Annotated in this window: 26 protein-coding genes and 2 pseudogenes; 12 read left to right on the forward strand and 16 right to left on the reverse strand. The window is 62.2% G+C overall.

Going from position 1 to position 23,586, the window contains the following annotated elements:
• The 5 genes and pseudogenes from BMZ42_RS01645 to mmsB form a co-directional block, all read left to right on the forward strand.
• Positions 1-174: ATP-binding protein (locus BMZ42_RS01645; RefSeq protein ID WP_175556594.1), on the forward strand; the 174-nt coding region annotated here is incomplete at its 5' end.
• Positions 175-337: 163 nt separating this feature from the next.
• Positions 338-2,005: pseudogene (locus BMZ42_RS01650) on the forward strand (thiamine pyrophosphate-requiring protein); the annotation flags it as partial.
• 112 nt (positions 2,006-2,117) lie between these two features.
• Positions 2,118-2,348 (forward strand): annotated as a pseudogene (locus BMZ42_RS01655) (VOC family protein); the annotation flags it as partial.
• A 127-nt stretch (positions 2,349-2,475) separates the two neighbouring features.
• Entirely contained in the window at positions 2,476-3,642 is a 1,167-nt protein-coding gene (locus BMZ42_RS01660) for an isobutyryl-CoA dehydrogenase (RefSeq protein WP_091517844.1), read from the forward strand.
• A gap of 6 nt (positions 3,643-3,648) precedes the next feature.
• Complete coding sequence (gene mmsB, locus BMZ42_RS01665; protein ID WP_091517846.1) at positions 3,649-4,530, forward strand: 3-hydroxyisobutyrate dehydrogenase; 882 nt, start codon at positions 3,649-3,651, stop codon at positions 4,528-4,530.
• 379 nt (positions 4,531-4,909) lie between these two features.
• Here mmsB and BMZ42_RS01670 read toward each other — a convergent pair whose 3' ends face one another.
• On the reverse strand, positions 4,910-6,286 hold the full coding sequence (locus BMZ42_RS01670; protein WP_091517847.1) for an aspartate aminotransferase family protein: 1,377 nt from the start codon (positions 6,284-6,286) through the stop codon (positions 4,910-4,912).
• Between the two features lie 298 nt (positions 6,287-6,584).
• On the opposite strand from BMZ42_RS01670, the gene BMZ42_RS01675 reads away from it, so the two are divergent.
• Positions 6,585-6,962 (forward strand): COG4315 family predicted lipoprotein, encoded by a 378-nt coding sequence (locus BMZ42_RS01675; RefSeq protein WP_091517849.1) that lies wholly within the window; start codon positions 6,585-6,587, stop codon positions 6,960-6,962.
• A gap of 81 nt (positions 6,963-7,043) precedes the next feature.
• Here the strand turns inward: BMZ42_RS01675 and BMZ42_RS01680 are convergent, their stop codons facing one another.
• Positions 7,044-7,262: a hypothetical protein gene (locus tag BMZ42_RS01680; RefSeq protein WP_139207821.1), complete on the reverse strand. Its 219-nt coding sequence runs from the start codon at positions 7,260-7,262 to the stop codon at positions 7,044-7,046.
• A gap of 335 nt (positions 7,263-7,597) precedes the next feature.
• On the opposite strand from BMZ42_RS01680, the gene bmt reads away from it, so the two are divergent.
• A complete protein-coding gene (bmt, locus tag BMZ42_RS01685) occupies positions 7,598-8,620 on the forward strand; it encodes a betaine--homocysteine S-methyltransferase (RefSeq protein ID WP_091517852.1) in 1,023 nt (340 codons plus the stop codon).
• A gap of 78 nt (positions 8,621-8,698) precedes the next feature.
• On the forward strand, positions 8,699-10,333 hold the full coding sequence (locus BMZ42_RS01690; protein WP_139207822.1) for a sensor histidine kinase: 1,635 nt from the start codon (positions 8,699-8,701) through the stop codon (positions 10,331-10,333).
• Positions 10,334-10,362: 29 nt separating this feature from the next.
• On the opposite strand, the gene BMZ42_RS01695 is transcribed toward BMZ42_RS01690, so the two are convergent.
• From BMZ42_RS01695 to BMZ42_RS01725, 7 genes are all read right to left on the reverse strand, one after another.
• Positions 10,363-10,893 carry a DUF488 domain-containing protein gene (locus BMZ42_RS01695; RefSeq protein WP_091517855.1) on the reverse strand — a complete coding sequence of 177 codons (531 nt, stop codon included), beginning with the start codon at positions 10,891-10,893 and terminating at the stop codon, positions 10,363-10,365.
• Complete coding sequence (locus BMZ42_RS01700) at positions 10,893-11,102, reverse strand: hypervirulence associated TUDOR domain-containing protein (protein WP_091517858.1); 210 nt, start codon at positions 11,100-11,102, stop codon at positions 10,893-10,895. Before BMZ42_RS01700 ends, BMZ42_RS01695 begins: the two co-directional genes overlap by 1 nt.
• Before the next feature lie 75 nt (positions 11,103-11,177).
• The gene (locus BMZ42_RS01705) at positions 11,178-12,266 is read right to left on the reverse strand and encodes an FUSC family protein (RefSeq protein ID WP_091517860.1); all 1,089 of its coding nucleotides are present in this window, start codon (positions 12,264-12,266) and stop codon (positions 11,178-11,180) included.
• A 69-nt stretch (positions 12,267-12,335) separates the two neighbouring features.
• Positions 12,336-12,581 carry a hypothetical protein gene (locus tag BMZ42_RS01710; protein WP_139207823.1) on the reverse strand — a complete coding sequence of 82 codons (246 nt, stop codon included), beginning with the start codon at positions 12,579-12,581 and terminating at the stop codon, positions 12,336-12,338.
• A 171-nt stretch (positions 12,582-12,752) separates the two neighbouring features.
• Positions 12,753-12,872 carry a DUF2474 domain-containing protein gene (locus BMZ42_RS01715; RefSeq protein WP_091517864.1) on the reverse strand — a complete coding sequence of 40 codons (120 nt, stop codon included), beginning with the start codon at positions 12,870-12,872 and terminating at the stop codon, positions 12,753-12,755.
• Positions 12,869-13,864 (reverse strand): cytochrome d ubiquinol oxidase subunit II, encoded by a 996-nt coding sequence (cydB, locus tag BMZ42_RS01720; protein ID WP_091518396.1) that lies wholly within the window; start codon positions 13,862-13,864, stop codon positions 12,869-12,871. Before cydB ends, BMZ42_RS01715 begins: the two co-directional genes overlap by 4 nt.
• 2 nt (positions 13,865-13,866) lie before the next feature.
• Positions 13,867-15,297: a cytochrome ubiquinol oxidase subunit I gene (locus BMZ42_RS01725; RefSeq protein ID WP_091517866.1), complete on the reverse strand. Its 1,431-nt coding sequence runs from the start codon at positions 15,295-15,297 to the stop codon at positions 13,867-13,869.
• Between the two features lie 35 nt (positions 15,298-15,332).
• Between BMZ42_RS01725 and BMZ42_RS01730 the strand changes: the two genes are divergently transcribed.
• Positions 15,333-15,557, forward strand: coding sequence for a hypothetical protein (locus BMZ42_RS01730; protein ID WP_091517867.1), 225 nt, complete (start codon positions 15,333-15,335; stop codon positions 15,555-15,557).
• Here BMZ42_RS01730 and BMZ42_RS01735 read toward each other — a convergent pair.
• The 6 genes from BMZ42_RS01735 to BMZ42_RS01760 all read right to left on the reverse strand — a co-directional run bounded on the left by BMZ42_RS01735 (position 15,554) and on the right by BMZ42_RS01760 (position 20,977).
• A complete protein-coding gene (locus BMZ42_RS01735) occupies positions 15,554-15,871 on the reverse strand; it encodes a hypothetical protein (RefSeq protein WP_091517869.1) in 318 nt (105 codons plus the stop codon). The two genes, BMZ42_RS01730 and BMZ42_RS01735, sit on opposite strands and share 4 nt — an antisense overlap.
• 201 nt (positions 15,872-16,072) lie before the next feature.
• The gene (locus BMZ42_RS01740; protein ID WP_091517871.1) at positions 16,073-16,816 is read right to left on the reverse strand and encodes an ABC transporter ATP-binding protein; all 744 of its coding nucleotides are present in this window, start codon (positions 16,814-16,816) and stop codon (positions 16,073-16,075) included.
• Entirely contained in the window at positions 16,813-17,622 is an 810-nt protein-coding gene (locus tag BMZ42_RS01745) for an ATP-binding cassette domain-containing protein (RefSeq protein WP_091517873.1), read from the reverse strand. Before BMZ42_RS01745 ends, BMZ42_RS01740 begins: the two co-directional genes overlap by 4 nt.
• Positions 17,622-18,476, reverse strand: a complete 855-nt coding sequence (locus BMZ42_RS01750) for an ABC transporter permease (protein ID WP_091517874.1) — start codon at positions 18,474-18,476, stop codon at positions 17,622-17,624. The genes BMZ42_RS01745 and BMZ42_RS01750 overlap by 1 nt, the downstream gene beginning before the upstream one ends.
• A complete protein-coding gene (locus tag BMZ42_RS01755; protein WP_280139835.1) occupies positions 18,473-19,423 on the reverse strand; it encodes an ABC transporter permease in 951 nt (316 codons plus the stop codon). Before BMZ42_RS01755 ends, BMZ42_RS01750 begins: the two co-directional genes overlap by 4 nt.
• Before the next feature lie 39 nt (positions 19,424-19,462).
• A complete protein-coding gene (locus BMZ42_RS01760) occupies positions 19,463-20,977 on the reverse strand; it encodes an ABC transporter substrate-binding protein (protein ID WP_091517878.1) in 1,515 nt (504 codons plus the stop codon).
• 135 nt (positions 20,978-21,112) lie between these two features.
• On the opposite strand from BMZ42_RS01760, the gene BMZ42_RS01765 reads away from it, so the two are divergent.
• Together BMZ42_RS01765 and BMZ42_RS01770 are read left to right on the forward strand one after the other, a co-directional pair.
• On the forward strand, positions 21,113-21,532 hold the full coding sequence (locus tag BMZ42_RS01765; RefSeq protein WP_091517880.1) for an OsmC family protein: 420 nt from the start codon (positions 21,113-21,115) through the stop codon (positions 21,530-21,532).
• Positions 21,533-21,534: 2 nt separating this feature from the next.
• Complete coding sequence (locus BMZ42_RS01770) at positions 21,535-22,065, forward strand: carboxymuconolactone decarboxylase family protein (RefSeq protein WP_091517882.1); 531 nt, start codon at positions 21,535-21,537, stop codon at positions 22,063-22,065.
• Here BMZ42_RS01770 and BMZ42_RS01775 read toward each other — a convergent pair.
• Complete coding sequence (locus tag BMZ42_RS01775) at positions 22,043-22,807, reverse strand: gamma-glutamyl-gamma-aminobutyrate hydrolase family protein (protein ID WP_091517884.1); 765 nt, start codon at positions 22,805-22,807, stop codon at positions 22,043-22,045. The genes BMZ42_RS01770 and BMZ42_RS01775 overlap by 23 nt on opposite strands.
• A gap of 54 nt (positions 22,808-22,861) precedes the next feature.
• Here BMZ42_RS01775 and BMZ42_RS01780 point away from each other — a divergent pair, with 54 nt between their 5' ends.
• A complete protein-coding gene (locus BMZ42_RS01780) occupies positions 22,862-23,563 on the forward strand; it encodes a FadR/GntR family transcriptional regulator (protein ID WP_091517886.1) in 702 nt (233 codons plus the stop codon).
• Positions 23,564-23,586: the final 23 nt, after the last annotated feature.

Genomic DNA, 23,586 nt, shown 5'->3' on the forward strand with positions numbered 1-23,586 from the left:
CTTTACGAGCGCACCAGCGTCATCATCACCACCAATCTCGCTTTCGCAGAATGGCCGAGCGTCTTCGGCGACGCCAAGATGACGACCGCACTGCTGGACAGGCTCACGCACCACTGCGAAATCGTCGAGACCGGAAACGAATCCTGGCGCTTCAAAAGCCGCTCTCAAAGCTAAAGCCGAAAAGCCAATCAGCCGCGCCCGATCAGGCTGTGCAACCCCGACCAGCTTCGCCTGATCGGGCGCTAACCGGCGTGCCCTTCACAAGCTCTAACCGGGGTCCCTTTTACACGAAAAGGCGGGGTCCCGTTTCCACGGTCATTGACAGACCGGGGCTGAAACACTACTACTGGGCCTAAAGCGCGCAGGCATCGATTACATTTTTGCCAATGCCGGTACCGACTTCCCGCCCATCATCGAAGCGTTCGTCGCGCTCGACGCTGACAGCGTCCCTCAGCCGGTGACGGTGCCGCACGAAACCGCCGGCGTAGCAATGGCGCATGGCTATTATCTCGTCAGTGGCAGCCTCCAGGCGGTTATGGTCCACGTCAATGTGGGCCTTGCCAATTCGGCCATGGGCATCATCAATGCCGCAAGCGACAACATTCCCGTATTGATGATGTCTGGACGCACACCGATCACCGAAAGTGGCCGGCTCGGCTCCCGGATGACCCCGATCCAGTACGGCCAAGAAATGTACGAACAGAGTTCGCTGGTCAGCAACGTGGCCAAGTTCAATTACGAGATGCGCTACCCCGAGCAGGGCGACATGCTGGCGATGAGGGCGACCAGCCTTGCCATGAGCGAACCGCGCGGGCCGGTTTACGTCAGTTTGCCCCGCGAGCCGCTCATGGAAAAAGTCGCGGTGCAGGCCGCGCGACCCACCGCCCACCAGTCCCCTGCCTCTGTTCCCTACCCCGATCCAGAGGCGATCAAGCTAGCCGCGGCTTGGCTTGCGGAAGCGAAACGGCCGCTGATCCTCTGCCAGCGCGGCGACACCGAGGGCCGGTTGGCCGCAGCGTTGACAGCACTCGCAAACACCCATGCCATTGCTGTCGCCGAACCCTTTCCGATTCGTAACCTGATGGCATCGGACGACCCGATGTTCCTCGGCTACGACGCCGCAGCCGCCCTGAAGGAAGCAGATGTCGTCCTCGTCGTGGACAGCGGTGTGCCTTGGATCGAGGCGCTTCATCGCCCTGCAGATACGACCAGGGTGATCCATCTCGGAACCGATCCGACCTTTCAGCGCATGCCGATACGCGGCTATCAGGCTGACCTTGCCATCACCAGCGACCCGGCGGCCGGCATCAGCGCGCTCGCGCGCGCCATGGGCGAGCCCAGTCCGGACGTCCCCGAGCGGGGCGCAAGAGCCGAGCAACTTTGCAAGGCACGGCTCGCGACAGCCGACGAACTCGCCCTTCAGGGGCGTGCCAGCCCGATGAGTGCGGAATGGCTCAGCCCGTGTATCTCCGACATCATGGATGACGACGCCGTGGTCTTCGGCGAGCTCGGCGTGGTGCCCAGCGCGATGCGGCTGCGCTCCCCCAACCGCGTCTTCATTAACCCTCATTCCGGCGGACTGGGCTGGGGTTTACCCGCAGCACTTGGCGCGCAACTCGCCGACCGCGAACGTCTCGTTATCGCTTGCATCGGCGACGGCTCCTACATGTTCGCCAACCCCACTGCCTGCCACCAAATTGCGGAAGCCTTGGAGTTGCCGATTCTGACCATTGTCAAGAACAACGGTGTGTGGAACGCCGTCCGGCGCTCGGTACTCAACAGCTACCCGGACGGAGCTGCCGCCAAGGCCAATGCGATGCCGCTGGTCTCGCTCGAGCCCGCTCCAGACTATGGCATGATCGCAGCCGCCAGCCGCGCACATGTAGAACGCGTCGAACATGGAGACGATCTGCCCGCAGCACTCGCGCGCGCATTATCTGTTATACGCAACGAGCGCAGGCAAGCTTTCCTCGAAGTACGTGTGGCGCTCTCCGACCGCCACTGACCCACCAGCCCCCCCCTGATAAAGCATCCATGACCATTTTGGACTTACCCGGAAAAAATGGAGGGACTTTCTGGTATCGTTTGACGCAACAGGAGGACCAATGGCGCAAAGCCGTCCGGATGAATACGGGAAGCTTGTCGGCGAGCCGGGCAACCAGGGCGGCAAGTCGATCTACATCGCCATCGATGACGCGGACGCGCTGTTCGAGCGGGCGCGCAAGGCCGGCGCCACCATCGTCGAAGGCTTGACCGACCGCGACTATGGCAGCCGCGAGTTCATCTGCGCCGATCCTGAAGGCAATGTGTGGTGTTTCGGCACCTATTGGCCAAAGCTTGGTGACTGATCCGTCACGCGCGGCAACATTTGCGCGCGTATCCATGCACAACGCCTGTGCAGCGACAGAACATTGCGTCGCCCTCGCGATGAGATAAATTGAAGTTCAACGTCTAAAATGTGCCAGGGAGGATGTCATGGACGCTGCAGCCGGCGCGACCACCAGCCAGTTCGAGCTTACCGAAGACCAGCGCGCCATCCAGGAGATGACGCAGGGCTTTGCCGCCGACCGCGTCGCCCCCAACGCCCTGGAATGGGATCGTGAGCGCCACTTCCCCTCCGATGTGATCCGCGAAACCGGCGCTCTCGGCTTCGGTGGCATCTATGTACGCGAGGATGTCGGCGGCTCCGGCCTTGGCCGCATGGATGCGGTGCTGATCTTCGAAGCGCTCTCCACCGCCTGCGCCGGCTTTTCCTCGATGATCTCCATCCACAACATGGCGGCATGGATGATCGACCAGTTCGGCTCGCAGGAGCAGCGCGAACGCTTCCTGCCGAAAATGACCGCGCTGGAATGGCTGGCGAGCTATTGCCTGACCGAGCCGGGCGCAGGCTCCGACGCCGCCGCATTGCGCACCCGCGCCACGAAAGATGGCGACCACTACGTTCTCAATGGCACCAAGCAGTTCATCTCGGGTGCGGGCGAATCCGACATCTACCTCGTCATGGCGCGCACCGGTGAGGACGGCCCCAAGGGCATCTCGACCTTCGTCATCCACAAGGACACGCCGGGCCTGTCCTTCGGCCCTGCCGAAAACAAGATGGGCTGGCACATGCAGCCGACCCGTCAGGTGATCTTCGAAAACTGCCGCGTGCCAGCGGCCGACCTCTTGTCTGGCGAGGGTGCGGGGTTCCGCATTGCCATGGCGGGGCTTGACGGTGGCCGCCTCAACATCGCCGCCTGTTCGCTCGGTGGCGCACAAAGCGCGCTCGACAAGGCGCTGGCCTATGCCGGCGAGCGCAGCGCATTCGGCAAGACCATCGACCAGTTCCAGTCATTGCAGTTCAAGCTCGCCGACATGGAAACCGAGTTGCAGGCCTCGCGCCTGTTCCTTTATGCCGCCGCCGCCAAGCTCGACCGCAAGGCCGCCGACACCGGCAAATGGTCGGCGATGGCCAAGCGCTTCGTCACCGACACCTGCTTCGACATCGCCAATCAGGCGCTGCAGATCCATGGCGGCTACGGCTATCTGCACGAATACGGCATTGAAAAAATCGTCCGCGACCTGCGCGTGCACCAGATTCTCGAAGGCACCAACGAGATCATGCGCGTCATCGTCGCACGCCATCTGATCGGGAGATAATTCGCCATGAGCACAATCGCATTCATCGGCCTCGGCAACATGGGCAACCCGATGGCGGCCAATCTGGTCAAGGCGGGACATAAGGTCCACGGCTTCGACCTCGTTGCGTCAAACCTGACCACTGCCGAGGCGAACGGTCTTCAGGTGGCGCAGAGCGCCACCGATGCGGTCCGCAATGCTGACATTGTCATCACCATGCTGCCAGCCGGCAAGCATGTGCTTGCGGTCTATGGCGACATCATCACCGCCGCACCGGGCAACGCGCTGTTCATCGATTCCTCGACCATCGACGTTGAATCCGCGCGCAAGGCGCACACGCTCGCCCGCGATGCCGGGATGATGTCCGTCGACGCGCCGGTTTCCGGCGGTGTCGGCGGCGCGGAGGCAGGCACGCTGACCTTCATGGCAGGTGGATCGCCAGAGGCTTTCGCGAAGGCCGAACCGATCCTTCAGGCGATGGGCGGCAAGATCGTCCATTGCGGCGATGCGGGTGCAGGCCAGGCAGCCAAGATCTGCAACAACATGATCCTCGGCATCTCGATGATCGGTGTCGGCGAAGCCTTCGTGCTGGCCGAAAAGCTTGGCCTTTCGCATCAGGCGCTGTTCGACGTCGCCTCGACGTCATCGGGCCAATGCTGGTCGCTGACCACCTATTGCCCGGTCCCCGGCCCGGTGCCGACCTCACCGGCAAACCGCGACTACAAACCCGGCTTTGCCGCCGCCTTGATGCTGAAAGACCTGAAGCTGGCGCAGGAGGCCGCACAGAGCGCCGGCGCACCGACACCGCTTGGCGCGCAAGCCGCACAGCTCTATTCGCTGTTCGAGGCAGCCGGACATGGCGGCACCGATTTCTCCGGCATCATCCGCTTCTTGCGCGGCGAGGCGTGAGTTTCCGGGGCCGCAGAAATTTTACGCAAATAATGCGAAAAACGCGCAATTTAGATTTGATTAAGCTCTCGATAACCACGTGGTAACGATGTGGCGCTAGAACGGTGAGCGAGGCGGTCGTCGCAACCACCTCGCGCTCCGGATCAGGTACTGCGTACCGGAGCTGTCAGTTTCGCCGTGTACCGAGTATGCGAAACGCCATGCGTATCTATGGCAATCACCGCGTTCCTCCCGCCAGGAGAACGCGGTTTTGCTGTCTGCGCGTCCCGCTGTCAAGCCCCCTGCATTGGCGATCGGCTCATCAGACCTTCTGAGGCTGGCCCTGTCGCCACCTCCCGCACATGCGGCACGGGAAGCGGCAATCTGCTATTTACGCCAATTACTTGCGCAAATCGGCTTCCGCGAGATCGAGCGCGCGCAAGATGCGGTCGGCCGCCATGTCGATGGTTTCGCGGGTCCAGATCAGCGGCGGCGAAAGGATCATCGTGTCGCCCGTCGCGCGCATCATCATGCCGCCGGCAATCGCATGGTCACGCACCACAACGGCAGCCGCGCCATCGCCGGGAAAACGTTCGCGGGTCTGACGATCCTTGACGATCTCGATGGCGCCCATCAGGCCGAATGTACGAACCTGACCGACAATGCCGTGGCCGGCGAGACGCTCGGTCAGAACTTGGCGGAAATAGGGACCGGTGTCGTCGCGGACACGCTCGATCAGCCCTTCCCGCTCGATGATCTCAAGATTGGCGAGCGCGACGGCGCAGGCGACCGGATGACCGGAATAGGTGTAGCCGTGATAGAATTCACCACCGCTTTCAACCAGCCGCGCGGCGATCCGGTCACCGACCAGCAATGCCGAAAGCGGCTGGTAGCCGGACGTCAGCGCCTTGGCCGTGGTGATCGTATCCGGTTGAATTCCCATCGATTGTGACGCGAACCACGCGCCGGTGCGACCATAACCGGTGATCACTTCATCCAGCATCAGAAGCACATCGTATTGGCGGCAGATGCGCTGGACTTCCGGCCAGTAGCTTTCCGGCGGAATCTTGACGCCGCCAGCGCCCATGATCGGCTCGCCAATAAAGGCGGCGACATTGTCAGGACCAGCCTCAAGAATCGCATCCTCGACCGCCTTGGCCGCGCGAATGCCGAATTCGTGATCGCTTTCGCCGGGCATCGCCAGTTCGAATGCATAAGGCATCATGACGTGGACGATATTCGGAACAGCGCCACCCAACTGGTCATGCATCGCCGACATCCCGCCCAGCGAAGTGCCGGCGACGGTCGAGCCATGATAGGCATTGTGGCGCGAAATGATGATGTTTTTCTGAGGCTTGCCTTCAAGCGCCCAATAGTGGCGGACAAGGCGAAGCGCGGTGTCGTTGGATTCAGAGCCCGACGAGCCATAGAAAACCTGGCTGATCCCCTCAGGGGCAATCTGCGCCAGTTTCTGCGCCAGAAGCACCGGCGTTGCCGTCGTGCAGCGGAAAAACGAGTTGTAATAAGGCAGTTCCTGCATCTGCCTGTAGGCAGCTTCGGCCAGTTCCTTGCGGCCATAGCCGACATTGACACACCACAGGCCAGCCATGCCGTCGAGCAGTTCGTGGCCTTCCGAGTCATAGATGAACGGGCCATCGGCACGGGTGATGATACGGGTTCCCGCTTCGCGCAGATCCTTGTGATCGGTGAAGGGATGCAGGTGGTGCGCAGCGTCCATTGTCTGAAGCTGCTTGAGCGAAAAATTCTGATAGGTCATGATGTTACGGTCTCCAGATAAACCAGTCCGGCAATTGTGCCGGGACGAGATCAGGAGCGTGACGGTGGCGAATATCCGATCCGCGCGCACAGACGCAAGAGTTCCGTGTGCCGGGTTCGCGGCGACGGCTTCATCGCGGTCATGCGTTCATGAATATGGTGCCTTGCCATGACGGGAGTGTAACGCGGCTTCCGGCTTCCCGACAAGAACCTTAGAAATGGAACACGGAGGTCATCGCCGCGTTATGGAAGCGGTCGAGCTGAAACCCTCGGCCACGCTCCGAAGGAGGAGCAGTCCCATGAAAATTCTCGCAAGTGCATTCGCCGCCCTGCTTCTGGCCGGGACGGCCGCTTATGCTGCAGAACCGGGAGGCGTCAAGGTCAGCGAAGACGGCAAAGTCTACACTGATTCCAATGGCTTGACCCTTTACACTTATGACAAGGATGCGGCTGGGAAATCGAATTGCGATGGCGACTGCGCCGTCAAATGGCCGCCGCTGAAAGCCGCTGAAGATGCCAAGGCCGAAGGCGCGTGGACGGTCGTCACAAGGACCGACGGCACCAAGATGTGGGCTCATGACGGCAAGCCGCTCTACACATATGAGGGCGACAAGAAGGCCGGAGACATGACTGGCGAGGGCATGGGGGGCGCGTGGCACACTGCCACGGCAAAGTAAGATCTTGATTTGATTTCAAGACTTTGCGGCACGCGGAGGACCGCGTGCCGTCGCGCCGTGATCTTTCGGTTCATCTTCGCGTTAGCCGACGAAATCATATCCGACCGGACGGACGAACGACAGATTGCGCCCCTGACTGACCGCGATCACCGAGACCAGATGGGCCAATTCGTCGTCGGTATGCTCACATTGTGGAACAGCGGCCCTGATTTCCGACACCAGTTCCGGAACCGAAACCAGTTTCGCGCCCCGGCTCGCAATTGCCTTTTCGGCAAAAGCTGCGACCGATAGTTTCTTCACTGCCAAACTCCATGTTCTTGCGGGCTTGTAACACCCGAAAGCCGGATTGGTTCCACCGATTAAGTGCCCGAAATTATTGACAAAATCATGACATGGCTACGAATCAGGCGCCAGGCATTGTCAACCCATAAAAACGGATAAGGTGAGCAGATTTTTTTTTGCTCTCCGACGAGATCGTGCATCATTTCAGCAGCTTGCCGGCAATGACGATGTTTCCTGTCTGAAATTGATCCAAAACCGCAAAACGAAGCGTCATCGGCGTCGTTTTTGGAACTGCGGCACCACAAGTACGACTTTAGACAATGACTATTGTGACCAGTGAAAAGTCTCCAGCGATGCCCAACCCACTCGAAGCTCTTCTCGCGGAAAAACAATATCTGCTCGCCGATGGCGCGACTGGAACCACCCTGTTTGCGATGGGGCTGGAATCGGGCGAAGCGCCCGAATTGTGGAACGAAACCCATCCCGACCGGATTCGCAAACTTCACGATGATTTTATCGAGGCCGGCGCAGACATCATCCTGACGAATTCATTCGGCGGCACCCGTCACCGGCTCAAGCTGCATCACGCGCAGGACCGGGTTCACGAACTGAACAAGCGTGCTGCGCAGATCGCCCGCAGCGCCGCCGATGCTGCCAATCGCAAGGTGATCGTGGCAGGCTCGGTCGGCCCGACCGGCGAACTGCTCGAACCCCTTGGCGCGATGACTTACGATGAAGCCGTCGACGCCTTTGCCGAACAGATCGAGGGGCTGAAAGCTGGCGGGGCGGATGTGGCGTGGATCGAAACGATGTCGGCCCCGCAGGAAATCCGCGCTGCAGCCGAGGCGGCGACAAGGGTCGGGCTGCCCTACACGTTCACCGCCTCGTTCGACACGGCGGGACGCACGATGATGGGGCTGGCGCCGGGAGATATTCATGGTGTTGCGGAAGGGCTCGATGCGCTTCCCGCCGGCATCGGCGCAAATTGCGGCGTCGGCGCTTCCGACATCCTTGCCTCGCTGCTCGACATGAGCGCGGCCAATTCCAGCGCAACGCTGATCGTGAAGGGCAATTGCGGCATTCCGCAATTTCACGGCACCCAGATCAGATATTCCGGAACGCCGGAACTGATGGCGGATTATGTCCGGCTGGCAATGGACGGTGGGGCGCGCATCATCGGTGGCTGTTGCGGCACCTCGGGCGAGCACCTTGCCGCCATGCGCGCTGCGCTCGACAGCCATGTGCGGGCCGACCGGCCAACAGTCGATGACATCGTCGCGCGGATCGGGCCGCTGCGCAACAAGCAGGCCAAAGACAGCGGTGCCAGCGCCGGGGAAACAGGGGGCCGTCGCGAGCGTCGCAGGCCACGCACTTAGAGTTCCGCGAACCATCGCACCCCGGCGGTTGCCCGATCCACTGCGAAATCATGAGACGCAAGGGAAACCGCTACCGCTGTGAGCACAATCAGTTATGCTGTCCAGCAGTCAATATTGCAAAGTGTCGAGGGCCCCTTGCAGATCCAGGGACGCCGGTTAGTACAAAGTCTTGCTGATCGCATCAGCACGCCACATGCCGCGATTGGCTACGGAGCATTTCTCCTTTTTGCCTTCGTGCTTCTTGCTTGCTTCATGATCTGGCAAAGCTATTCATCTGCGCTGAGAACCGGAGAAGCCAAAGCCGAGTCGTCGGCACAGATTGTCGCGGCCCATCTTGAATGGATGATGGAAGCCAGCGATCAGGCGCTGCGCCGGATCGATTCCGCCCTCGGACCCGAGCCGATCCGCAGTACCTGGACCACCATCTGGGACATCAGAAGCGCCGTCGGCGATCTGCCGGAAGGATTTCAATATTCCGTCTATGATGAAGCTGGCCGCCTGCGGCTGTCGAGCGTGCCCGAGGCCATCGGAATCGACGTTTCCGACCGCGACTACTTCCGCAAGCTGAAGGCGGGCGAAACGGTGATGATCTCACCTCAACTGGATGAACGGTTGAGTGGTGAAAAGGTGTTTGTCGTCGCCCGGCGCATTTCCAGAAACCAGCAGTTTCACGGCGCTGCAAGTATCGCCATCCCGACAGCGGCCATGGACGAGTTCTGGAGCAAGTTCGGCCTTGGACCGCTGTCCACCGTGACCGTGATTAGAACAGACGGGTTGATGGTCGCGCGCCATCCCCAACTGACCCATGCAGTCGATTTCAGCACTTCCCCGTTGTTCACGAGGTTTCTGCCTTCGTCATCGAGCGGTGTCTATCACGCCAAAGCCTCGGTCGCCGACGGCATCCCGCGCATTGTCGGCTATCAGAAGATCGACGGCTGGCCGATCATTGCCACCGTCGGCGTGGAGCGCCACGAGGCGCTGGCCGGATTTAGGGCCAATCTGATCGGGGGCTTGACTGTCGGCCTGCCGACCGCGCTCGCCATGGCGATAGGAACGCTGTGGATCGCATCGCTGCTGCACAAGGATGCGGACCGGCGCGGGCAATTGGAAATTGCCGTAGAGCGCAACAGCTTCCTGCTCAGGGAAATCCACCACCGGGTCAAGAACAATCTGCAGGCGGTCGCGTCCCTGATCCGCCTCCAGCCAATCCCCGCAGATCTCAAGGCCGACATTTCGCGGCGGATCGAGTCGATGGTGGCCGTTCACGAGCAGATCTACGGCTCCGACCAGTTCGATCGCATCGACCTCGTGCCCTATGTCCGCCGGCTGGTGAGCGACATTGCCAAGGGTTTTCCCGAGGACGTCGAAGTCGAATTCGACCTCGCGCCGCTCAGCGTCGAACGGGAACGGGGCGTGGCCTTCGGCCTGCTGGTCAGCGAGGTCGTCACCAATGCGTTCAAATATGCCTTTAAGGGGCGCAAGGGCCGCCTGATCATCAGCCTGAAACGTGACGGCGAGCAGGGACAACTCGTCATCCACGACGACGGCGCCGGTTTTGCGCCCGAAGAGGTCAAGCAAGGCATGGGCACGAAGCTGATCGCCGGCTTTGCCATGCAGGTGGGCGGCACTCTGGCGGTGGATGCTTCCGACGGCACCAAGGTGACGGTGACGTTCCCGCTAACCTGTCCCCAACAGAAATTCGCGATGCGCTAAAACGTGTCGCGGGCTTCTTCGACGCGAATTCAGACGGCAGGATAGATGATCTTTCCGTCCGCCCTTTTGACTGCGCCAGGCGTCGGCGTCGCATGTTCGACCTGCCCCGGCCCCATCAAATGATCGACGGCATGACCGTTCAGAAGCAGATAGTCGGTGATGATGCGGCGATGGCAGCGCCACCACACCGCCTCCGAACACATCAGCGCCAGCGGCGTGGCGCGGCCAAGATCCAGCAGCTCCGCAAAAGCGGCGGCAAAATCAGTGCCCAGCGCATAATCGGCATAATTGTGGAACGCCTGCACGCGCCAGAACGCATTGACGCTTTCCTCGACATCGGGCTGCTTGTTGCGTCGGCCGCCCAATTGCGGGCAATGGCGATAGGCGATCTGGATCTGCGCGAGGGCGTCGGGCAGCGTGTCGATGTTGAAAACCGGATTGGCGCGCGAGCGCGGAAAGGACCGCACGTCGACCAGAAGCCGCACTCCCGCCTCGCGCAGCATATCCAGAAATTCCGACAGGCTGCGGCTGGAGTGACCGATGGTCATGAACTGCGCCATCAGTCGAGCTTCGTCAGTGCGCCCTCCTTGTGGGCGGCGATGTGGTCGGTCTTGTCGCTCTTGATTTCATATTGCGGGTCATCGCGCGAGGCGCGGTGGCAATGCTCCTTATAGTCGAAGTCCGCGTGATGGATTTTGATGATCGTCCCGCTGACGCGCCCGGCCTCCGAATTCCAGCTGACATGGTCACCGACGGAATATTTCGTCATATCGGCCTGCCTTTCTGCCCCGTAAGGGAAGAATGAAGATGTGGCAGACTCGTTCCGGCACTGGGTATGTTGGGGTTAGAATCGGGCGCGCGACGGCTTGTTCTGGGTGACTTCCTCATAGCGCGCTTCCAGATCGGCCAGATTGCGCCGAAACTGATCCAGCGCGAAATTGATCCCGAACAGGCGCGTCAGTGCCGAGGTCGACAGCGGCCGCGTCGCGCCGCTTTCGCGCATTGCCTCCAGCGCATGACGGTATTGCCGCACCGCATCCTGAAGTTCATTGCCGGACTGCGGCTCCTCCGCGCCGGAAGCCGTCGCGCCGATGCGCTCCAGCCGCTGCGCCGCGATCAGCATGGCGCGGTGAAACGCCTTCAGGAGCTGGTCATCGACCAGATCGTCTTCCGCCTCGCGCGCGGCACGGCGCAGCATGTTGACGTCGAGACGCAGGCGGCTGGTGGTCCGCAGCAGAGGCTCGACATCGGGAATGCTGGTCAGCAAAGCACGCCGCTCGCGCGCGGCCTCGACGACCAGACGCTCCAGCTGCAGCATGGTTTCGCGAACCCGTCGCGCAATCGCGCCAAGGTCGCGCTGCGGGCTGTCGGGCCGCGCCGCGATGGCACGCAACTGCAACGCCATCAGATCGGCCACCTTGGCCGTCGCCTCGACGACCGAGCGCGACGCGTGGGCGGGAACGATCAGCACGGAAATCACCACGCCGACGAGACAGCCCAGCGCGACTTCCATCACACGCCCGGTTGCAAGATCGACCGGCCCCAGCCCCAGCCCCGCGCCGGCCAGCAACATGATCATGCCGGTGGTGGGGGCAGCGCGATAGCCGGGATAAAGCGCCGACAGAAAGGCGAGCGGCGCCAGCGCAACGACAAAGGCGATCACGCTTTCGACATGGCCGACCGGGCTGATGAGCATCACCACCGCCGTCGCATAGATCGCCCCGACCATCGACCCGATCGCCTGATCGAGCGCGAATTTGAGCGATCCGCCGACGCTGCTCTGGGTGACGACGATGGCCGTGATCATCGCCCACAAGCCTCCCGACATGCCCAGAAGATGCACCAGCGCATACGCGCCGAGGGCCGCCGCCGTCATCCGGGACGCATGAATCAGTTGGCGTCGATATTTCGCCGGCACAGTGAGCTTGTTCATCGCGAACGCTCATAGCATGACAAACAGCCGGGGTCAGTCGGCTGTTTTCACCCATGAGAAAAGCTCAAATCAGCTCGGATCGGGAGGTGGCGCTGCGCGCAAGACATCGAACTCGACGGCATGCCCCCTGTCGACGACCTTCGCCGCCAGAAGGTTGATCAGCCGGCCATCCGGCCAGTCGCAATCCGGCAGCGCAGCGCGAAACGTACGCAACGCATGGGCCATGGAAACAGGACGAAGCCGCTCGGTTCGTGAACGCGCATAGCTTTCAGCCAGCGACTCCACGGTGCGGATCATTGCTTGGGGATCAGGCACTTGCCGCCTCCTTTCCGGAGGTAGGGGCGAAGGCACCATTTTCGACGCATTCATCGCCAGCGCCCTTAACAATGGCTGGCGATGGGGCATCATCGCATATCGGGCGGTTTGACGCACGTCACAGCCCATCACGATTTGTTGCCACAACGGAAGCTTTGGCAACCTCTCGGCTCAGATCAGCCAGTAGCGGATGAGATAACCCACCGCTGCAACGCAGGCGACGCCCGCCAGCCACAGCCCGACGAACCACAGCAGCCGTCGCCAGACCGGTCCGGGAGCGGCGGCGCTCAATGATAACCCTCTTCGCCGACCTTGCCACGGAACACCCAGTAGGAATAGGCGGTGTAGGACAGGACGATCGGGATCAGCACCACCGCGCCGACCAGCATGAAGATCAGGCTCTCATCAGGCGCTGCGGCCTTCTCGATGGTCACCGCGCCGGGGACGATGTCCGGGAAGATGCTGATGCCCAGACCCAGCATGCTGAGGGCGAACAGCCCGAGCGAAAGCAGGAAAGGCAAGCGCTCGTAGCGGCGGTGGAGACTGAAGAAATAGGCGGCCGCCGCGACCACGACGAGAAGCGGCACCTGCGCCGTGAACAGGACATGCGGCCAGGCGAACCAGCGCTCATAATAGGCTTCCTCAAGGAAGGGCGTGGCGAGGCTGACGGCGGCGACGCAGACGATGGTGATGATGCCGGCAAGACGCGCATAGCGGAACGCCCGCGCCTGCAACGCACCCTCGGTCTTCATGATCAGCCAGGTCGAGCCCAGCAGCGCATAGCCGACCACGAGGCTGGCCCCGGTGAGCAGGCTGAAAGGCGACAGCCAATCCCACCACCCACCGGCATAGGCGCGGCCTTCCACGCTGATGCCCTGGAGCAGCGCGCCGAGCGTCACCCCTTGTGCGAAGGTAGCCAAAAGCGAGCCGCCTGCGAAAGAAAGATCCCAGAACCACTCATGCGCCTTGTCGCGCCAGCGGAACTCGAAGGCGACACCGCGAAAAACCAGCGCCAGCAGCATCGCAATGATCGGCGCATAGAGCGCCGGCATGATGATCGCATAGGCGAGCGGAAACGCCGCCATCAGCCCGCCGCCGCCCAGCACCAGCCAGGTCTCGTTGCCATCCCAGACCGGCGCGACGGAGTTCATCGCCTGGTCGCGCTGCTGTCCGCGCCTGAGCAGCGGGAACAGGATGCCGATGCCCAGATCGAAGCCGTCGAGAACGACATAGGCAAAAACCGCGAAAGCAAGGATGAAAGCCCAGAGAACCGGAAGATCCATGTTCATTCCCCCCTGTGTTCGGCGCCGAGCGTACGGTCCGGAGCGATTGCGGCAACCGGCGTGGTGCCGGCGGTGCGGATCGGCGTGGTGTCATTTTCCAGCCCGGACTCATGTGGCGCGGGCGCATGGGCCATCAGCCGCAAAATGTACCAGACACCGACCGAGAACACGGCGAAATAGACGACGATGAAGGCGATGAGCGAGGCGGCAACCGCCGGCGCGTCGAGCGGCGATACCGAATCGGCAGTGCGCAACAGGCCATAGATCGTGTAGGGCTGCCGTCCGACCTCGGTGGTCACCCAGCCGGCGATGACGGCCACGAAACCCGCCGGCCCCATGACGATGGCAAAACGATGGAGCAGTGGCCAGTCATAAAGCTTGCCACGCATGCGCGCCAGCAGCGCCACCGCGCCCAGCGTCAGCATGAGCATGCCAAGCCCGACCATGATGCGGAACGACCAGAACACGATGGCGACGGGGGGCCAGTCCTCCCGCGACACGGTGTCGAGGCCATCCATCGGCGCGGTCAGGCTGTGCTTGAGGATCAGCGAGCCGAGATTGGGGATCGCCAGCGCATAGCGCATCGTTCCGGCTTCCTGATCCGGCAGGCCGAAGAGATAGAGCGGCGCGCCATCCGGGTGGCTCTCGAAATGCCCTTCCATCGCCATGATCTTGACCGGCTGATGCTCAAGCGTGTTGAGCCCGTGCTGGTCGCCGACGAAAATCTGGATCGGCGCGGTGACGATGAGCATGCCCATCGCCATCGCAAACATGACGCGCGAGCCTTCATTGTTGCGGTTGCGCAGCAGGTGCCATGCGCCAACGGCACCGACCACCAGCGCGGTCGTGAGATACGAGCCAAGCACGGTGTGGACTAGACGATAGGGGAACGAGGCAGTGAAGATGATCTGCCACCAGTCCTGCGGGACGAACTGGCCGACCTCGTTCATGACGTGGCCAGCCGGCGTCTGCATCCAGGAATTGGCCGCCAGAATCCAGAATGACGACAGCAATGTGCCAAGCGCGACGGCCAGCGTGGCGGTGAAGTGCAGCCCCTTGCCGACCCGCGTCAGGCCGAAGAGCATGATGCCAAGGAAGCCCGCCTCAAGAAAGAACGCGGTCAGCACCTCATAGGCCATCAGCGGCCCGACGACCGGCCCGGCAAGGTCGGAAAACACCGACCAGTTGGTGCCGAACTGATAGGACAGGACGATGCCGGAGACGACGCCCATGGCAAAATTGATGGCGAAAATCTTGACCCAATAGTGGAACAGATCGAGATAGACGCTGCGCCCGGTCCACAGCCACAAGCCCTCCAGCACCGCAAGATAGCTGGCCAGACCAATGGTGAGCGCAGGGAAGATGAAGTGAAAGGACACGGTAAACGCGAACTGGAACCGTGCCAGAATCAAGGCGTCGAAGCTGTCGAACATATCGTCCTCCGATCACATGGGCCGGAATCTAACATATGCCGACCGACGAGCAAGCGAACTTCGCCCGGATTAAGGGGGGTGCGACGAAGCTGCCAGACCTGCGGATTTTCCAGAGCTTGCAGATTGGCGCGCACATAGCCGTGGGGCAAGCCGCATGGGCAGGCACAATTGCGCTTCACGTTCTTGCTGGAATTGCTCCAGATCTTTTCACGCAATTCCGGACGCAAAACCGCTGCGCACTTTTGCTGGAATTGCTTTAGGCTTCATCACGACGGACCAGCTGGTGCGTGCTGTCGCGCACGCCTGGACGCTCAGGCGGCACGACAAGCGCGAGCTGCGCCTGATCGAACAAGTCGAACCATTCGTCCCATTCGACCAGTTCGCGGCCTCCGGCATTTTGCGGACGCTCAGCCCGGTCCTGATCCTGATAGGCGATCTGGTCGAATACGATCATCAACAGCGGCTGCACGCCGGACGCTGCCGAAGAGTCCACCACCGCCGGCACACCCATGCGCGCCGCCGCCCAGTTCCGAATTGCCTCGTGATCGGTAAGTATCTGCTGTTCGCTCGCCATCATGTCCTCCTGCGACTGATGGCATAACCATCACAGGTGGATCTGGTTCCTTGGCGAAGGAAGGGACCGACTGGAGCGTGTCGCCTTCTTCTTGAACTACGCATGTCTTTATCCCGAAACCGGTCCCCACTTTCGGGAGACATGCTTGTTTGTACGCATGTCTTTATCCCGAAACCGGTCCCCACTTTCGGGAGACATGCGTTAGCGCAAGCGCGGAATACTCGACAGCAGCTTCTGGGTGTAGGGATGGCGCGGATTGGCTAGGACGTCCTGCGTCTTGCCCATCTCGACCACCCGTCCGCGCTCCAGAATGACGATGTCCTCGCATAGCGCGGCGACGACGCCCAGATCGTGCGAGACAAGAAGCACCGTCAGCGAGCCGGAAAGCTGTTTCAGCAGATCGACAATGCGCACACGGGTTGAAAGATCGAGCGCGCTGACCGCTTCATCGGCAAGCAGCAATTGCGGGCGCGAGACGATGGCGCGGGCGATGGCGATGCGCTGGCGCTGGCCGCCGGAAAACGCATGCGGATAGCGGTTCCGGGCGTCGCGCGGCAGCCCGACCGCCTCCAGCGCCGCATCGACGGCGGCGTCATGATCGCCCTCGATCTTCAGCGAGCGCAGCGGCTCGGCGATGATGCGGTCGATGCGCTGGCGCGGGTCGAGCGAGGAATAGGGATCCTGAAACACCGGCTGCACCGACTTGCGGTAGCGGCGCATGAAGTCGCTGTCGCGCGACTGGAGCTCGTCGCCGGAAAAATTGATCGTGCCCGTGTCGGGCCGGGCAAGCCCGAGCAAAAGCCGCAGGATGGTCGACTTGCCTGACCCGGATTCGCCGACGAGGCCGACATTGGCCCCCTGACGGACCGAGAAGGACACGTCATGGAGAACCGGACGGGACTTCTGGTAGGAAAAGCCGACATTTTCGAGCGAAAGAAGGGTCATGGGCGGCCCTCCAAGGCGTCTTCGAACTTCGTCGCGGCGGCGAGCAGCGCCGTTGTGTACGCGTGCTCAGGCCGGGAAAGAACGGCCTGCGCCGCGCCGGTTTCAACAATCTCGCCATTGCGCATGACGACGATCTTCTCGGCAATGGAATTGACCACCGCAAGGTCGTGGCTGATGAACAAGAGCGCCATGCCCATATCAGCGACCACATCCTTCATCAGCGCGAGGATCTCGGCCTGCGTCGTGACATCCAGCGCGGTGGTCGGCTCGTCGGCGATGAGCAATTGCGGCTGGCAGGCGAGCGCCATGGCGATGGCGACGCGCTGGCGCTGGCCACCGGAAATCTCGAACGGATAGGCGCGCGCAATGCGGGCGGGCTCGGGCAGGGCGACACGCTCGAACAGGGCGAGCACTTCCGCCTCGACCGCCTTTCGGTCCGCAGGCTTGCCTTCGCGGCGCAACCGCCGCGCGACGGGTTCTGCGGTCTGGCGGCCAAGGCGCATCAGAGGATCAAGCGCGGTCAGCGGCTCCTGAAACACCACCGAGGCGGCGCGACCGCGCAGTTGCGTCAAGGCACGTTCCGGCAGATCGAGGACCGGCTGGCCGTCGAGCATGATCTTGCCATGGGCGGACAGGGCGGACGGCAACAGGCCGATGCTGGCCAGCGCGGTCAGGGACTTGCCGGAACCGGACTCGCCAATCACGCCCCAGCGCTCGCCGCGCTCGATGACAAGATCGAGGTTGGAAACGAGTGGCCGATCGCCGGCCTTGATGGTCAGGCCGCTTATTTCAAGGATCGGACCCATCAGCGCCGCCCCCGCGTCGGATCAGCATAGTCGCGCAAGCCGTCGGCCAGCAGGTTGACGCCGATGACCAGAATGACCAGCGCGATGCCGGGGGCAACGGCGCCGAACGGTGCCGTGTAGACCGTGCCCTGCGCTTCCTGAAGCAAGCGCCCCCACGATGCGTTTGGCGGCGGTGCGCCAAGGCCGAGATAGGAAAGCGACGCTTCGGCAATCACTGCGAGGCCAAACTGCAGCGCGAAATTGACCATCAGCGTCGGCCAGATATTCGGCAGCAGATGGATGAACACGATCTGCAGCCATGAGGTGCCGGACGTGCGCGCGGCGGTGATGTAGTCCATCTCCAGAACCCGCTTGGCGAGAATGCGGGTCAGGCGCGCGACGATGGCGGAAATGGCGACGCCCAGCGCGATGATCGCGGAACTGAGGCTCGCGCCGTCGCTGGCGGCGACCACCAGCATCGCCAGAAGCAGGGTCGGGAAGGCAATCAGGATGTCGAAGGTAGCGGCCAGCGCATCGTCGAGCGTGCGCGTGGCGAAAGCGGCGAGGATGCCGAGGCTCACGCCAATCAGCGCGCCGATGGCGACGGCCCCTGCCCCGACCTGAATGGCGATGCGCGAGCCGATCATGATGTGGGTGAAGAGGTCGCGCCCGAGCCGGTCGGTTCCCGCCCAGTGGGCAAAGGACGGCGCTTCGAGCCGCATGCCGGCCATGTCGTTCGGGCCGTAAGGGGTCCAGAACAGCGTCAGCGCGGCGATCGCCACATGAAGCCCGACGAGGATCAAGCCGACGATCAGCGTCAGGGGGAGCCTGCGCTTTTGGCCGCCCGACAGATCGTCTTGTGTTGCGACGCTCATTTGCCGTCTCCCCGCCGGCTGTATCTCAGACGCGGATCGACAAGGCGCTGGATGATGTCGGTGAGAAACCCGACGACAAGGACAACCAAGGTCGTTACCAGCAACACGCCCTGAACATTGGGATAATCGCGCTGCTCGATGCCCAGAAGCAGCATCGACCCCAGACCCGGCAGGGTGAAGACACGCTCGACCACCACCGCGCCCAGGAAAGTGGTGGCAAGCTCGATGCCCAAAATGGAAATGACCGGCACTGCGCCATTGCGCAAACCATGCCGGGCAAGCGCTTCGGCAAAGCCGGAGCCGAGCGCACGCGCGGTGCGCAGATAGTCGCTGTCAACAACATCCTGCGTGGCCGAGCGAACATAGCGCAGCATCGACGCGCCCATCACGATGGCGATGGTGAGCGTGGGCAGCGCCAGAGCGCGAAGGGCAGCGGCAGGATCGGCCCAGCCGCTGGCGGGAAAGCCGCCGGACGGGAAAATCCGCAGATTGACCGCAAACAGCGCGACGAGAAGGATGCCGACCCAGAACACCGGCACGGCGATACCAAGCTGGGAGACGACCGAAATGGCGGCGCCATACCAGCGGTCGGCCTTGACGGCAGCGATGATGCCAAGCGGCACCGAGATGACGACGGCAAGCGCAAACGCCATCAGCGTCAACGGCACGGTGACGGTCAGGCGGTCCGCGATGTCCGCCGCCACCGAAGTGCGGCTGACGAAGGAGGTGCCCAGATCAAAGCGCGCCAGGCTGGAGACGAACTGGAAGAATTGCTGGACCAACGGCAAATCCGAGCCGACCTGTCGCCGTGCCGCAGCGATCTGCTCGGGGTCCGCCCCCACCGAAACGAGAGCATTGGCCGGATCGCCCGGCAACAACCGCAGCAGCACAAACAGCACTGCTGCGGCAATCGCCAGCGACAGAACAAGAATCACGGAGCGGCGCAGAAGATAAACGAGAATGTGACGCTCCTTTTCAGCGTAGTCTTATCTGCTCTTTTCGATCGTATAGGCAAAGAACTGCGAGTTCAGCCCGTTGACCGGATAGCCGCTCACCTTGGCGCTCGATACCACGATCTGCGGATAGAGATAAAGCCAGTTGCTTGCCGCATCCTCGGCGATGATCTTGTTGGCCTCGGTCAGCTTTTCGACCTGCTCGTCCACGGTCGCGCTGGCCTCGGCCGAAGCGATCAGCTCCACCACCTGCGGATTGTCGTAGCCCCAATAGAAATTGGGATTGCCGTAGAACACGATGTCGCGGTGATTGACGTGTTCCTGCAGCGTCGCCTGGAAATCCTGCGCCTGATAGATCTTGGTGTACCACTCGTTCGACGTGATGAGGTTGATGTCGACCTTCACGCCAATCTTGCCCAGCTCGTTCTGGATGAACTGCGCCACCAGCGGGTGAGGATCATAATTCGGCGTGTCGAGGCTGAAGCTGAAGCCATCCTTCAGGCCGGCTTCTTCGAGCAGCTGGCGCGCGCTGTCGGGATCGTAGGCATCGACACCGGTGAGGTCGACATACCACGGGTCGGTCGGCGGCACGAACGAACCGATGAGCGTGCCATGTTCGCCCCAGATCGACGCCAGCAGGCGCTTCTTGTCGATGGCGCGGGCCAGCGCCTTGCGCACCTTGACGTTGCTGAACGGCTCGACGCGGTCATTATAGGCGAGCAATTCCTTGGTGGTGGACACGCCTTCCGTGACCGTGAACTGCGGATTGCCTTCAAACATCGCCAGCGAATCCGGGCTTTGCACCGACGGGATGATGTCGATCGCGCCGGTCAGAAGCGCATTGTTCTGCGCTGTGGCTTCGGTGAAGTAGGTGAACACGACGCCGCCATTGCGCGGGGCCTCGCCCCAGTAATTGTCAGACGGGGTCAGCGTCAGCGACGTGCCGCGCCGCCAGTTTTCGAGGCGGTAAGGGCCGGTGCCATCGGCGGACGAGGTCAGCTCCTTGGCCGCGTCGTTGACGATCCAGACATAGCTCAGATTGTAAGGCAGCGAGATCGAGCGCTGCTTGAGCGTGATGACGACGGTTTTGTCGTCGGGCGTTTCGATATTGGCGATCGTCGAAAGGCTGTTGCGGCGCGAGCTCTTGGATTCCGGCGCCATCACGCGCTCGATCGAGAACTTGACGTCGGCAGCGGTGAGCGGATCGCCCGAATGGAAGGTCACGCCTTCGCGCAGCTTGAATGTGTAGGTCAGGCCATCTTCGCTGGCCTCGTAGCTTTCCGACAGCACCGGCTCGACCTCGCCACTGTCAGCCAGCCGGAACAGGGCTTCATAGACATTGCCGTTGAAAGCTTCGCTGACGCCCTGCCCGGCACCTGCGGTGTTGTCCAGATTCTGCGGCTCATAGAGCGAGCCGATATTGATGATGGCATCCGGGCCGGCCTGCTGCGCAGCGGCGGACGACGCCATTGCTGCGGAAACCGCCAGCACGGCAACGGCGCCGGTGAGCGCGTGATGCAGGCGGGAAACGGCGGTGATGTAAGGCATGGAACCTGCTCCTTGAAGAGTACGGCGAAGATGAAGGCGTGCCGCGTAACTATCGTTGTAAGCTATGGACTGTGATTGGCGGTGACAATCGCCTAAAATGCAATGGTCTCTCAATTTACCTGACAGGAACACAGCATGGTCAGCATAGTCACTCGCTCCAATACGGTGTCAGCTTCACTGGACGCAGACGGCAAGGCGAGCGTGGAAGCGCATTCGGGCGCAAAGCTCGCGCTGGCGGCCATGGCGCGCGACGAGGGCATGACGCCGCTGGAGCTGATGGACGCCGCGCTCGCCGGCTGCCTCGTGCTCAGCGTGCGCATCGCCGCGCGCAAATTCGGCTGGCATGAGCGGCTGACCGGCGTGAAGGTCGACGTCACCCATATCAAGGCCGAAGACGCGCCGTCGCGGGTTGGCGAATTCACCTGCGAGTTCCAGATCGACGGTGATTTTTCCGCCGCAGAGCGCCAGCAGCTGATCGACGAATCCCATGTCCTGTGCACGGTCGGAAACACCTTCACCAGCAGCCCGGCGATTTCCGACATCGAAGCGAAATGAGCATGGCGCAGATTTCGCAACTCGACCTTGCCGATGCCAGCGCGGAGCAGCGGGCGGCGCATGACGAGGAACTGCGCCTGCGCGGCCGGATGACCAACATGAAGCGCACGCTGATGCACTCGCCGGTTGCGCTGCGGGTCTATGGCGAGTGGTTCGCACTGCGCGACGAACTCGCGCCGGTGATCGGCGACCGCGCCATCCTGACGCTGTGTCTTGCGATCAGCACGCAGATGGACAATACGGTCGGGATCGGCTTCATGCGGCGGGGCCTTGCGGGGCTGGCCGAAGGTGATGCGCCCACGCAGCCGGTCGATCTCGATGCGATGGCGGCATTCGGCACGGCTTTCGCGGCAGACCCGAAAACGATCCCGGCGGATGTCTGGGCGCGGCTGCGCGAAAAATTGCCGGAAAGGACGCTGGTCGACCTGACCGCCCTTGCCGGGATCATGGTCGCAACCAATTCCTTCATGGACGCGGTCGGGACCGAACCGGACCCGGAACTGGCGGCGTTTACGACGAGCAGGCCTGGATAAAACCCGCCACGAGACGATCAAGGTCGCGCACCGGCGCGGCCGGATCCTCGGGGTGCCACTGGACGCCGACCACCCATGCCGCATCGCGCGATTCCACCGCTTCAACGATGCCGTCAGCGGCAGATGCGGTCACGACCAGCCCCTCGCCAAGACGACCGACCGCCTGATGATGGCCGGAACGAATAGTGAGGGCGCGCTCTTCATAGATCGCGGCCAGCCGCGAGCCGGGTTCGAGCGACACTTCATGACACACCATCAGCGCATTGTCGGACGCGCCATTGTGCATCGTGCCGGGGCCGATTTCCTGGATCAGATCGCCACCATGGGCGATGTTCAGCAGTTGCATGCCGCGACAGATGCCAAGAATGGGCAGCGCCTGCGCGCGCGCATCACCAATCAGCTGCAGCTCGAAATCATCCGCCGCCGGGTTGATGCCATACATCGTGTCCGCTTCGGCCTTCTGACCATAGCAGGCTGGATCGGCATCCGCGCCACCCAGAATCAGCAGACCGTGCATGTCGGCGAGCACCGCGCTTGCGTCGCGTTCGGGGTTCGACGCCTCGACGAAACGGGCCTGCGCACCGGCGCGATGCAGCGCGGCAGTCACATTCGCCGACAGGCCGACAAGTATCGATTTCAGATCGTCACTGACACCCGGCGGCGTGAGCGACCCGACGACAAGAATGTTGACAGCACCGCCGCAAGACGGTCGATCCGAGGCAGAATTGAACAGGTTTGACATGAGCTTTCGTGTTCTGAGATAATTGACATCTAACATCTAGAATTTAGAGATCAAATGAAATTCCTTGCACCGCTCGACGATGCGTCGACGCCGGATCGCGTGGCCCGTCGCCTTCATGAAGCGATCGTGACCGGAGAATTGCGACCTGGCGCCCGCCTGCCGCCCGAAGCGGAACTGGCGAAGGGATTCGGCATTGCGCCGATGACGGTCAGGTCGGCGCTGGCGGCATTGCGGGACATGAACCTTCTGGTCACGGTGCGCGGACGCAATGGCGGGAATTTCGTTGCCAGCGATGTCGGCGAGCGTCTGGCCGAAGCAGCGCGCCGGGTGCCGCTGAGCCGGCAGGAATTGCGCGACCTGACGGATTGGCGGCGCGGGATTTCCGGCGAAGCCTGTTTCCTCGCGGCGCAACGGGCAACGCCAGAACAGGTTCACCAGATCCGCGCTGCCGGCCTGAACTTCGACCGGCTGCTGCACAAATTTCCCGATCTGCGCTTTGCCGATGCGCAATTTCACGGCCTTATTGCGGAAATTTCCGGCTCGACGGCGCTGGCGCGCGCGGAGACGGAAATCCAGCTGGCCCTGACCGATGTCATCCTGGCGGTCGAAAAGCCGATGGGGAACAAGCGCCTGATTGCGTTCGCCCACGCCCCGATCATCGAGGCAATCGCAAAGGGCGATGGCGAAGCCGCACGCAACGCCATGATCAGTCACGCCGAAGACACGCTGCAATGGGTGACGATGCTGCATCCATGACCTGCCGGATGAGCTGACGTCCC

This window comes from Aquamicrobium aerolatum DSM 21857 (assembly GCF_900113935.1).
Classification (GTDB): Bacteria; Pseudomonadota; Alphaproteobacteria; order Rhizobiales; family Rhizobiaceae; genus Aerobium; species Aerobium aerolatum.